Consider the following 12,765-nt stretch of genomic DNA (forward strand, 5'->3'; position numbering starts at 1 on the left):
AAGCCGAAATACAAAAATCCACCTCCATACTAATCGATACCCTATGCGCAAGTACCTTGCGGCTATGCCAATCAATCACAGCACATAAATAAACAAAGCCTTTTGCCATAGGGATATACGTTATATCAGTAGACCACACTTGATTACTGCGCTGAATAGCCAATCCTTTGAGCAGATATGGATATTTACGGTGAGCTTGATTAGCCTGGCTTAAATTTGGTTTGCAATATAACGCCTGAATACCCATTTTCTTCATTAAAGTACGTGTATGACGTCGTCCTATATGATGCCCTTGACGATTCAACAAATCACGCATCATACGACTGCCTGCAAAAGGATATTGCATATGTAATTCATCAATACATCGCATCAGCTTCAGATCTGATGAGCTAACAGGTTTTGGGCGATAATAATAACAACCACGAGAGACTTTCAGTAACTTAGCTTGTTTAGATACTGAAATCTGAAGTGAGTGATCGATTAACTTTTGTGGTTGAAGCGGCCCAGTTTCTTCAACACACCTTCTAAAAAATCAATTTCTAATGCCTGCTCACCGATTTTTGCATGTAACTTTTTAAGATCAATGGGAGGTTCTGATGGAGCTTTTGATTGATCGAAAGCTTGTGAGGAAGCTGAGATCAATTGATTTTTCCAGTCAATAATTTGGTTTTGATGAACATCAAACTCAGAACTCAATTCAGCAAGTGTTTTTTCTGCTTTGATCGCAGCAAGTGCTACCTTAGCCTTAAAGTCGTTTGAATGATTTCTTCTTGGTCTACGTGCCATAAAATACTCCATATATTGATGTTTATAACATCATTTGAGGAGCAGAGTATCACTTATAGGAGTTGTTCAAATTTCCGGATCCATCTCTGCTTGTATCTTTATTTGGCTACCTTTGTCGGGTAAATTTTATACTTGAAATGTCAACAGCCCTTAAACACTCACTCTAAAATTGGCTTAAAATTCCGATAATTTTCAAATTGCTGTGTAAGTAAAAAATTAGCAACTATGATGACTCCTGTGATTGGTAGCAGAAGTTCAAAAGACTCAATATTTTCTACAAAATTTTCATCCTTACCCAAAATTACTGATAATTCAATTTGAGATAGCTGCATTTGATTTCTAATAGTTTGTAAATTTTTTATAAAAGCTAAGTATTCTGGATGATTTTTAGAAATTATAACTCTTTGATCATAATGATCCAGTGATTCACAAAGTTGTGACCACGCTGTAAAGCCACCTAATTCACCAACAATTTTCAGTAAAGTATTATGAGAGGCTATCAGTTCTAAGTTATTATTCTTAAGCTCATCAATTTGTAAGAGTAAACTTTGATTTTTTTGTTGAACATTATATTCAGGAGTCTTTTTTCGAATTAATAATCTAAGTTTTTCTTGTCTAAATTTGTAGGAATCAACAAGATTTTTTCGTTCAGTGTCCCTTGTTATAGAAGACGCATGTTTGAATTCATTGCTTAATTCAGCAACTTTTCTATAACTAATGTCAATATTATTCTCTAACATACGCTCTAATAGTTGAATTAAATTATGCATCGAAAATATCCTTTTTATCAATATCAGACAAATCATTTTCTGCAGGAAAAACTAAAGAACCTTCATCTGATTCCAAAATAAGTTCTATATTTAATATTTGTTTTTTAATGTGACCTATTTGATGCAATTTACCTATTCCTTTACTTGGGAAGTCTTCAATAATTTGTAATTCTTGCTTAAATTTATCTCGTAGATTAATTAAGTTTTGTTTATGCTTACTTAGACCAGTAGACATAAAGTGATTACAACCAGAGAAGCATTCAAGATGTTTGGGGCAGGGATCAACAGCAAAACTATTTACACAATGTCCATAAGGTGTTGTATGAAATCCATCTGCTTCTGTTTTCAAGAACAAATAGGCTTCATCATCACCATATTCTTCTTGAATTTCTAGATATTTGCTGATTAGAGGCCCTCTAGTTTTATTTTCATTAATTAAATTTATAAGTACTTCAGTTCTTGAATTATCTATGTCTTTATTTATAGTTGGTATATTGTTAAAATCTAATTTCTCAGCAAGTGAGCGATGATCATATTCATAAGTTTGTGAAATAGATTGGCGATTAAAATGTTTAGTAATTAATGAATCTGCTATACCTTTTCTGAATAATTCAGTATTCATCAAGTGTCTGAAACTATGGCTTTTTAGTGAGGCAGTTTTAAATTCATCTGATCCATATATTTCAAAAATAGTAGGGGTGCTTTCACTAATTTTGCTAATAAAGCAGTTCAGGGCTTGGCGATTGGTAACACCAATACTTAAATAATGATCAATTGCTAGTAGACCATTGTTTCTATTTTCTATGAGGGCTCTTTTAGGATACAGAAATAAAAAATCACTAGAATTAATTACTGAACCATCATTCACTTTAATAGAATATAGGTCAGGAGATTTGGATTCTTTTTCATTAAAAATATAATTTAAGATATCAGACTTTCGAAAAAAAGAGGTTCTATAGATAATTTTTTCGTGACTAAGGTAAGGCTGTTTTTTTTGATTATATATACAGCATTTTAAGCGTAATCTTTGCATATACGTATAAAAAGAGTGTGTGAATTCTTTGGTATCTAATAGTTTTATTTGCAATTCAATTAATTTATTGGATAGTTCCTGACGTTGTATAATATTTAGCTCCTTTGTATCATATTCAATGTTCTCTAAAAAAATACTATTACCACTTAATATTAAATAAGCACTGTAAGCAGGTATATAATCATCATAAAATCCTAAGTTTTTATTTTCAAAATTTTTCAAAGTTGAACGAATACCTAAAGTTAATTTTTCAATTGATTCAACAATACTTAAGATTTCAAGCTCAAATATTTCTGGAATGATCTGTGATTCAATTTGTAAAATATTATGTTGATTTTCTTTTTCTAATTTTTCTGCGAAGTATTTAAGGGAAAAATAATGACTAACTGCCCCATACTGTTTATTTTTTTCATAGATTTTTTTATCTAAAACATTGTGCTTTTTTATACAGTTTAGAGGTAAAGAAGTTATTTCACTAATCCGTAAACCAGTAAGAACTAATAACTTTAGTTGACTAAACCTAATAAAATCAAAAAAAGATTTTGGTTCCTCTGTATATAAAATTCTAACTAGTTCCCAAAAATATTTATTTTCGGGTAGTTTATCAGCACTATCCCTCTTATCTATTTGATTAGAAAGTGGGGTAGAACTAGATATTTTTTTAATATTTAAGTAAGGATATATAGGACAAAATTTAGATAAAAACTTAATATCAAAAATATGTTTTACAATACTTTTTATTGCTGTAATTTTTAAAGAGTCTATTTTCTCAATATGATTTATAACTTTAAAAAAATCTTCTGGATTCATATCATATGGAGGTTTTGTTGCTATACTAGCTATTACTCTCAAATTAAATATTATTGGCATTATACTATTTGGCTTTATTTTATCTATTAAAATTTTTTCTATTGTTACTGCTTTGATAAGTTCAATCCAGTTATTACTAATAATAACATTTTCAATATTATTTAATCTAAACTTATCAACCAGTTCGAAACTAGAAAGATAGTAAAATGGTCTTGTATTATTTCCAATTATCTCATTTAAATTCCAGCGATCCTCAGAGAGTACGACACCATTTTTGTCAACCTCTATGTCCCATTTAATTTTTTTTATTTGAGCTAATTTCTTCATTTCTAAAATATAATTCTTAAAATTATTCATTTTTTTTCCTCGATTTCATGTATAAGGGATTCAATATTGAATATTAGGCTCTTAAGTTGCATATAAGCAGGAGAGTGAGTCTCAGATAAGCTAGAGTCCTTAAATTTTTTTATAATACTTCTTAGGTTTTCTAATACATTTTCATGAACACTTTTATCATTTAGAGGTAAAAATTTATCGCAACCATAACATGAAAAAACTGGATTTTTTTTACATAAGTTCTGTTTTAAATCACATCCACCAATACCAGATATTGCTATTCCATGTGGATAACTTTCAATGTATTTTTCAGTATTCAAATTATTTAATTCTTCTATACTTATAAAATCACCATGCGTAATTTTTGAAATTTTACTATATATATTAGATATGCCTAGAGCTTTATTAATTAATACTCCAGTCTGTGCAGATACTTGGAAGTAAATCAATGCACTTTTAGAATAAGTATGTCCTAGGAAGGAAGATACTTCATCTAAATTTGCCCCAGACTCAACTAGTCTCTGTGCAACTGAATGTCTAAATATATTTGCATTAATAGGATAACCTAATATTTTAATTGTTACTTTTCTTAAAATTTCACGTATATCGTTTTTATTATTAGAAAAAAAATAATAATTACCATGTTTATCTGTTTTTCTAATTTTTTCTTTAAAAAAAACTATCCATTCTGTTTTTATTTTTCTAACTAATGGAATTGCATTCATAGTATGTCTTTGTTTGATTTTTTGAAATTTAACATGAAGTGTTTCATCGTATTTATTTATTTTATAAGTTTTTAAGTCATAAAGCCTAAGCATTCCGACTTGTTTTGGCCTAACACCAAATTGATAAAAAAGTATAAGAACACAATATTCATCTAAATCTTTACTTGTTAAATTTTCATAGTTACTTACCTTGCCAATATAATTTAATATTTTTGCTTCCTCTTCTGTATTTAAAAAACAATCCCCGGATTTTATTTTTGCATATTTGTTTATTTTAAATCTTTTTAAATTTGATATATTCTCAATATCATTTTTATTCCATCTTAATAAATTATTAACAGAAAGATATATTAGGATGTTTTTTAGAAAATTTAGAGCTGGCAAGATTGTTGAGATTGTAAAGCTATTGATTTTATTTGATTTATAGATTTCCCAATTATAAAGAATTTTTTCTTTATTTTTTATAATGTCAATTATTTCTTGCTCAGAGAATACTTTTAGGAATCCATGAATATAATTAACTAATGTAGAAGATGAAAGATTAGTAAGTATGTTTATAGCAGTTAACTTAATTAAGTTTTTAATATTAGTCTTATATTTTTTAAAAACTATTATCTTTTTACACCCATCACTATAAATTTCCCAACTATCATTTTCAATATCCCTAAATGTGTGTATTTTTTCTGTAAAATCATCTTCATATCTAATATATTTTGTAGATATTTTAAATAAACCATCATCCTTAAATTCTAATGCACTTGCTTCTTGATATTTGTTATCCATGATAATTCCTTTTATTTCATTAAGAATAATATATAAAAAATAAATTTTTGCAAGCTCTTCAAGATTATTATAAATATAATAATCTCAATAAAATTCTATTTATTATAAATATAATAATCTCAATAAAATTCTATTTATTATAAATATAATAATTTTTATAATTAAATAATTATTAATGAACTGTTGTAAATGTGATTTAAATAAGAGTTTTAATTTGTAAGGTATTGATTTTTATATTTTATATGTAAAAATATTACTCTAGACAAGCCTGCAAAATAGGTCGAGCTGTCTTTCAATGATTGTTGCCTCAATTAAAAGCCGAATATGTAAAAGAACAGATTCTTTATATTGATGAGTCAGGCATCAATAGTAATGAAACAGCAGAATATGGTTGGTCTAAGAAGGGTGCAACAAAACCCTTCAGCAGTTTTTTATAAATTTGAATTAAATAATTGAATCACTTTCTATGAAGAGCACCAATAATCAATATACTTTAAATTCAAATAGCCAATATTAAATTTTTTGAGTTGAAAATAGCCAATATTAAATTTTTTGAGTTGAAATCTGAGAATTTCCAGAACCTCGTTGAAATTCACAAAAAGTAGGAAAATTTATTTATTATTTTACATAGGGAATCTACTGCGTTTTTTATTGACATAACACAAATACCAACCTAACATAACACTCGGCATGACTCATAGGGTCTCTACTGCATTAAATTTAGTGATGACAGGTGGCCGCCTGTCATCGAATTCAAAACCAATAACGTGACTAAACATTAGGAGTTAAGAACAAATGAAAGTATATCAGATCAATTATGACCTGCGTAAACAACGTAACTATGAAGAGCTGGATAAAAAAATTAAGGCTTATGGAACATGGTGTCGACCGTTAAAGTCCTGTTGGATTATCGTTTCGGATAAAACAGCACCACAGATTCGTGATGATTTACAACAAGTCATGGATAGAGATGATGGTTTATTAGTGACACGTTTGCAAAGAGATGCGGCTTGGATAAATTTGGATTCAGATAAAGACAAATCAATGACTGATTGGCTAAAGAAATATGTTGGTAACGCATCTTAAGTGGACTGAGCCAAGGATGGCTCATTCTCTTTCAGAGTAAATATTTATGGCAAAGTTAAAAAGATTCCTAAAACTGAGCGATCTCGCAGAGATCCGCACAGGCTTTACATTCCGTGAAAAGGTTGAAGAAGTTGAGTCAGGCAATGCCCACGTATTGCAGATCAAAGATATTCGTAGCATTGCAACGGATACATGTGGTTATACGCTTTTTTCAGATGCTTTACCGCAAATTGATTGGCAAGGTAAAGATAACGCAATCGTCTCACCTGAATGTGTGCTTTTACCTTGTCGAGGTGAGTATCTCAAAGCACATTATTTTGTAGGCAATCAGGATCAATCAAAAGTACTACCACTCATTGTGAGTAGCCAGTTTTTGATTTTAATGCCAAATAAAAAAGTCATGCCTGAATACTTATGTTGGTACCTGAACCAATCGAATGTGCAATATGAATTACGCAAAGAAAGTCAGGGTTCTAAGATGCCGATGCTGAGCGTATCAATAGTCAGCCAATTTGAGGTTGAAGTCCCTAGCTTGGACATTCAGCAACGCATAATCGAATTAAACCGTCTTTGGGAGCAAGAGCAGATCTTGACCCAGCAATTACTTAAAAATCGTGAACAAATGATGATGGGCATGTTTAAACAACTGCTCCAAGGAAACAAATAATGGTTACTCAAATTAATCAAGATACCGTCAATAAAGCCCTTTGGTCGGCATGTGATGTATTCCGTGGCACGGTGAGTGCAGATACCTATAAAGACTATATTTTGACAATGCTGTTCTTAAAGTACATCTCTGATGTATGGCAAGACCACTACGATAATTATAAAAACGAGTATGGTGATGAACCTGAACTGATTGAAGAAATGATGAAAAACGAGCGATTTGTACTGCCTCGTGAATCGAATTTCTATACCTTGCTTGAGCGTCGTTTTGAGCCCGGCAATGGCGAACGTATTGATATGGCTTTACATGCGCTTGAAGAAGCCAATGGTACAAAGCTCAAAGATGTAGGCAAAAGCGTTTTCCAAGATATCTCGTTTAATACCGATAAATTGGGTGAAGAAAAGCAAAAAAATACCATTTTAAAAGATCTTTTAGAAGTATTTGCTGTGCCTGATTTAGATTTAAAACCAAGCCGTGTCGGTTCACTTGATGTGATTGGTAACGGATATGAATTTTTGATTAAAAACTTCGCAGCGAGTGGTGGTCAAAAGGCGGGCGAATTCTATACGCCACCTGAAGTATCAGACTTAATTGCTGAATTACTTGATCCACAGAAAGGCGACAGTATTTGTGACCCTGCTTGTGGTTCTGGTTCACTGTTGATGAAGTGTGGTCGTAAGGTCGTCAGCAATCACAACAGTAAAGAGTACGCACTCTACGGGCAAGAGGCGATTGGTTCAACGTGGTCATTAGCTAAGATGAACATGTTCTTGCATGGCGAAGACAACCACAAAATTGAGTGGGGTGATACCATTCGTAATCCAAAACTATTGGATAAGAATGGCGACTTGATGCTGTTTGATATTGTGACAGCAAACCCGCCATTCTCATTAGACAAGTGGGGTTATGAGCAAGCTGAAAATGATAAGTTTGATCGTTTCCGTCGTGGTTTACCACCAAAGACCAAGGGTGATTATGCTTTTATCTCACACATGATTGAGACGCTTAAACCTGTTACGGGTCGTATGGGTGTTGTGGTTCCACATGGGGTGTTGTTCCGTGGCTCATCTGAAGGTAAGATTCGTGAAAAGTTGATTAACGAAAACTTATTAGATGCGGTTATTGGTTTACCTGAAAAGCTGTTCTATGGTACGGGTATTCCTGCTGCAATTTTAATTTTTAAAAAGCAAAAGTCTGATGATTCGGTTTTATTTATTGACGCAAGCCGTGAGTTTAAGTCAGGTAAAAATCAAAACAACTTAAGCCAAGATAATATTGCCAAGGTTATTGAAACCTATCGTGCCCGTGAAAGCGTAGATAAGTATGCGTATTTGGCGACTTTGCAGGAAGTGAAAGACAACGATTACAACCTAAATATTCCTCGTTATGTGGATACCTTTGAAGAAGAAGCTGAGATTGATTTGGTTGCTGTACGTGCTGAGCGTGAGCAGTTAAAGACTCAACTTGCTGAGCTTGAAGTTCAGATGGCGAAGTATTTAGAGGAGTTGGGTTGTGGTGAATGATACATCTAACTTCATTTCAGGTTTTGGAATTATTCCAAATGATTGGTCTTGTAAAACTGCCAATGAAATTTGCACAAAAATTTCTAAAGGGACTACTCCGCCTAAATCAGAGATTTCTAATGAAGGTAAAATTCCTTTTTTACGAGTTAATAATTTAACTTTTTATGGTCGTTTAGCACTAGATTCTGATTTCATATTTGTATCAAAACAGTCTCACGAAAATTTTCTATCGCGTTCAATGGCATTTCCTAATGATATTTTGATGAATATCGTAGGTCCTCCTTTAGGGAAAACAGCTCTACTTGATGACAGCTATCCTGAATATAATATGAATCAGGCGATTGTATTTTACCGGCTACAAAAAAATCTTGTTGATAGTAAATATTTTCTAGAGTTTTTAAATAGTTTTAAAGCTCAACAATGGTTACAGTCTAGATCTAAAAAGACTTCTGGTCAGCAGAATTTAACTATTGAGATATGTAAAGATTTACCAATTATTTTGCCACCACTTATTGAGCAAAAGGCAATCGCCCAAATCCTTTCAACTTGGGACCAAGCAATTTCGGCTACTGAAAAAATGCTTGAAAATAGCCAACAGCAGAAAAAAGCTTTGATGCAACAGTTGCTGACGGGTAAGAAGCGTTTGCTTGATGAGAATGGAGTGAGGTTTAGAGGGGAGTGGAAAAGTACAAAAGTGAAGGAAATTTTCAAGCCAGAAGTATTGTCAGCAGGAAACCAGGATTTCCCTATTTTTTCGGTGACAAAAAATGGTTTGGTTAATCAGTCAGAATATTTTAATAAATCTGTTGCTAGTGAAGATACTTCAAAATATAGGGTAGTCAAAACAGGAAGATTTGTAATGAGTGGGCTGAACTTTTGGATGGGGTCGGTTGATGTTCATTTAATGGATTTTCCAGTTATTGTATCACCTGCATACAAAGTGTTTGTTATTACAAATTTATCTTCTCCTGAATTTATGAAGCACTTTATAAGAAGCAGTTTATTCCAGAAAGTATTGGAAGCAGCATCGGTTGTAGGAGCTTCAGTTGTTAGAAGAAACTTCAGTGAGAGTATTTTTAATAGCTACGAACTTTTTATACCCGAAATAGCCGAACAGGAAAAAATTGCTGCTGTTCTTTCTGCTGCTGATCAGGAAATTGAAGGTTTGCAGAAAAAACTTGATTGCTTGAAGCAAGAAAAAAAAGCACTTATGCAACAACTTTTGACAGGTAAAAAACGTGTCAAGGTGGCTGCCTAATGATGCAAATAACACCTAGCTATTACCGCATTATGGCGGGTGCCAAGTCTGTATTTGCTCAAGAGTTTCTAGAGGGCGGCTTTATTGCCGCCAACTGGAACATTGACCAAGACTTAACCCATGACTTACCTGATGATTGGCGTGAGTTTAATCATCGTTTTATTCCTGTTTATTTAACAGCCTTACCTGAAAAAAGTAAGATTTCAGCAGGCTTAGCATGTGGCATGCTACATACCCTTTCTAAAGGGATTAAACAGGGTGACATTATCCTTACACCTCGTGGGGATGGTCATTATCTCGTGGGTAAAGTCATATCTGACTATTACTACGTGCCTTCTGGCGAGTTAAGCCATCGCAGAAAAGTTGAATGGTTTGAACAGACTTTACCTAGGGAAATGATGTCTCAAGAGCTAAAAAACTCATCGGGATCAGTGGGTACAGTTTGTAATCTGACCAAGTATGCAGAAGAGCTTAAAACACTTATTGATGGCAAAGAAACAGTTGAATATCTTGAGCCTGATGAAGTAGTCGAAGACCCAACAGCTTTTGCTTTAGAAAAGCATTTAGAGCATTTCTTGGTAGAGAACTGGTCTAAAACTGAGTTGGGTGCAACATACGACATTTATACCGAAGAAGGTCAATTGGTCGGTCAGCAGTATCCATCGGATACTGGTCCTATCGATATCTTGGCAATCAGTAAGGATAAGAAGACATTGCTTGTTGTTGAGCTAAAACGTGGTCGTGCAAGTGATCGTGTCGTGGGGCAAATCCAACGCTATATGGGCTATGTCAAAGATGAGTTGGCTGAGGCAGATCAGCAAGTGAAAGGTGTGATTATTGCACTAGAAGATGACTTAAGAATTCGTCGTGCTTTGAGCGTGGCACAGAATATTGAGTTTTATCGTTATCAGTTGAGTTTTAAGCTGAATAAAAGCTAATGCAAACTGAAATTTGACTCTTAAAGATTATATTTGGCGTCACTAAATATCAAATGGATCGTTAGAAACAAGGACGTTTTTAATACTTTATCAACAATTAAAACTTGAGGGCTGTAATGTCAATTTCCCAAATGTTTCAAGACTTTTTAAGCAATATTAAAGTTGCAAATGAAGAACAAATCACGTCACGTTATCAAGAGATAACATGTGCATTGAACAAAAAATTTCGTGATACCGAATCAAAAACATCAAACCAATTACAAGTTGGTTCGTACGGCAGATGGACTGCGATTAAAGGTATTTCAGATTTAGACATGTTGTACATCATGCCACCCTCAAAATGGGATGATTATAAAAATGGCGGTCAATCAAAGTTATTAAAGGATACAAAAGATGCAATTCTTGCACGTTATCCTCGAACTACCGTATTTGTAGATCGATTAGTTGTATGTGTCCAATACACAAATTTTCATGTCGAGGTACAGCCTGTTTTTGAGCAAGAGGATGGTTCGTATAAGTATCCAGATACAAAGAATGGTGGCAGTTGGAAAATTACTAAGCCTCAAGCCGAAATTGATGAAATGAAAAGCATGAATGAGGCAAAAAATAAAAACTTGCGTCGTTTATGTAAGATGGCTAGAGCTTGGAAAAATAAGCATGGAGTGGGCATAGGAGGCCTATTAATAGACACACTCGCCTACAATTTTATGAAATCGACTACGAATTATGATGACAAGAGTTATAGTTCATATGATTGTTTAAGTAGAGACTTTTTTAAGTATTTATCCGAACAACCCGATCAAGATCACTATCAAGCTTTAGGTAGTAATCAGGATGTCAAAGTTAAAAGTAAATTTCAAAGAAAAGCTAAAAAAGCATATGAGAATTCGCTTAAAGCTATTGAAAATGCAGGAAAGAGTTCGGCTAATGATTATTGGCGAAAAGTATATGGAAACTCTTTCCCTAAAGCAGCAACTACTATCGTTAAATCAATGACATTAGGTGAGTTACGCTATAGAGATACTGAAGAGTTTATTGAGAATAAATACCCAATAGATATACGTTATCCGTTAAAAATAGAATGTGAAATTACTAAACATGGTGCATTCATAGATTTCTTAAGTCATTTTAAAAGAAATCGTAAAAAATTAAATAGCGGAAGAAGTCTTAGATTCTATATCGATAAAAATGGGACGCCCTCTAGTTTACCAGAGCAAAAATATTCTGTTTTATGGAAAGTTCTAAATCGTGGAGAGGCTGCAAAAAGTCGAGATTGTATTAGAGGGCAAATTGTTGCGGATCTAGGGCAGAATCAAAAAACTGAAACCGCTGATTTTAATGGTGAGCATATAGTGGAATGCTACATCATTCAAAATGCTGTAGTTGTAGCTCGTGACCGCATTTATGTGCCGATTGAGGAGTGAAGATGATTAAAGATGATTTACTTAAATGTATTGCGGAAACTGGTTATAACGTAGGTTTTGGGGCAAAGAAGAATCTAGCGACTTATGATTTAGTGGAGAAATTACCTGGCTGGATAAGCTTTGTTTCAATCGCTTTTGGTATTTACTCTTTGGTCTTTGATGCACTTTCAACTAAGTTCCTATCGGCAACATTTACATTGGTTGGCGTAATTGGACTGTATGTCATAATGTATGATGCTAAAAAAAATGAATATAAGACAGCAGGAGATGAGTTGACAAAAATTTATAATCAGTTGAGAACATTATATTATTCAGTCCAAGGTAAAAGTAATAGTGATGATTTAACATTTTTAATTGAAGAGTATCGCCAACTAGAGAATCGGTATTGTTCAGTTGGTTTAGGTAAACAAATGTTGTTCAGTGATTGGTGTGCACACTATAAATTCTTTTGGCAACATCAAATTGAATGGGTTGATGAGCAGAAAAATTTTAGTTTTTTTAGGGATAAAGTGCCGTTAAGTTTTTATATGTTCTTGGTGGTATTAATTGTTATGGCTATCTGCTTTATTTATAAAGCAAATCTTAGTGCATGTTTCGCAGTTTTATTTTAAAAGTTTTGGTTTGAT

General features: G+C 32.9%; 10 protein-coding genes and 1 pseudogene. 7 read left to right on the plus strand and 4 right to left on the minus strand.

What is annotated here, in order from left to right; all coding sequences use genetic code 11:
* The 4 genes and pseudogenes from FTT86_RS04620 to FTT86_RS04635 form a co-directional block, all read right to left on the minus strand.
* A pseudogene (locus tag FTT86_RS04620) lies at positions 1–798 on the minus strand (IS3-like element ISAba14 family transposase); the annotation flags it as partial.
* Positions 799–944: 146 nt separating this feature from the next.
* Positions 945–1,556 (minus strand): hypothetical protein, encoded by a 612-nt coding sequence (locus FTT86_RS04625; RefSeq protein WP_180027271.1) that lies wholly within the window; start codon positions 1,554–1,556, stop codon positions 945–947.
* Positions 1,549–3,756, minus strand: a complete 2,208-nt coding sequence (locus tag FTT86_RS04630) for a hypothetical protein (protein ID WP_180027272.1) — start codon at positions 3,754–3,756, stop codon at positions 1,549–1,551. Before FTT86_RS04630 ends, FTT86_RS04625 begins: the two co-directional genes overlap by 8 nt.
* Positions 3,753–5,243, minus strand: a complete 1,491-nt coding sequence (locus FTT86_RS04635) for a site-specific integrase (RefSeq protein ID WP_180107162.1) — start codon at positions 5,241–5,243, stop codon at positions 3,753–3,755. Before FTT86_RS04635 ends, FTT86_RS04630 begins: the two co-directional genes overlap by 4 nt.
* 795 nt (positions 5,244–6,038) lie before the next feature.
* Here FTT86_RS04635 and FTT86_RS04640 point away from each other — a divergent pair.
* The 7 genes from FTT86_RS04640 (at position 6,039) to FTT86_RS04670 (ending at position 12,750) form a co-directional block, all read left to right on the plus strand.
* The gene (locus FTT86_RS04640) at positions 6,039–6,329 is read left to right on the plus strand and encodes a hypothetical protein (protein ID WP_180107164.1); all 291 of its coding nucleotides are present in this window, start codon (positions 6,039–6,041) and stop codon (positions 6,327–6,329) included.
* A gap of 46 nt (positions 6,330–6,375) precedes the next feature.
* Positions 6,376–6,996 (plus strand): restriction endonuclease subunit S, encoded by a 621-nt coding sequence (locus FTT86_RS04645; protein WP_180107166.1) that lies wholly within the window; start codon positions 6,376–6,378, stop codon positions 6,994–6,996.
* Positions 6,996–8,519, plus strand: a complete 1,524-nt coding sequence (locus FTT86_RS04650; RefSeq protein ID WP_180107167.1) for a type I restriction-modification system subunit M — start codon at positions 6,996–6,998, stop codon at positions 8,517–8,519. Before FTT86_RS04645 ends, FTT86_RS04650 begins: the two co-directional genes overlap by 1 nt.
* On the plus strand, positions 8,509–9,777 hold the full coding sequence (locus FTT86_RS16255) for a restriction endonuclease subunit S (RefSeq protein WP_180107169.1): 1,269 nt from the start codon (positions 8,509–8,511) through the stop codon (positions 9,775–9,777). The genes FTT86_RS04650 and FTT86_RS16255 overlap by 11 nt, the downstream gene beginning before the upstream one ends.
* Complete coding sequence (locus FTT86_RS04660; protein WP_180107171.1) at positions 9,777–10,715, plus strand: endonuclease NucS domain-containing protein; 939 nt, start codon at positions 9,777–9,779, stop codon at positions 10,713–10,715. The genes FTT86_RS16255 and FTT86_RS04660 overlap by 1 nt, the downstream gene beginning before the upstream one ends.
* Before the next feature lie 116 nt (positions 10,716–10,831).
* Positions 10,832–12,139, plus strand: a complete 1,308-nt coding sequence (locus FTT86_RS04665) for a nucleotidyltransferase (RefSeq protein WP_180107173.1) — start codon at positions 10,832–10,834, stop codon at positions 12,137–12,139.
* A gap of 2 nt (positions 12,140–12,141) precedes the next feature.
* The gene (locus FTT86_RS04670; RefSeq protein ID WP_168542740.1) at positions 12,142–12,750 is read left to right on the plus strand and encodes an SLATT domain-containing protein; all 609 of its coding nucleotides are present in this window, start codon (positions 12,142–12,144) and stop codon (positions 12,748–12,750) included.
* The last annotated feature ends 15 nt before the right edge of the window (positions 12,751–12,765 follow it).

This window comes from Acinetobacter sp. YH01021 (assembly GCF_013420255.1).
Taxonomy (GTDB): domain Bacteria; phylum Pseudomonadota; class Gammaproteobacteria; order Pseudomonadales; family Moraxellaceae; genus Acinetobacter.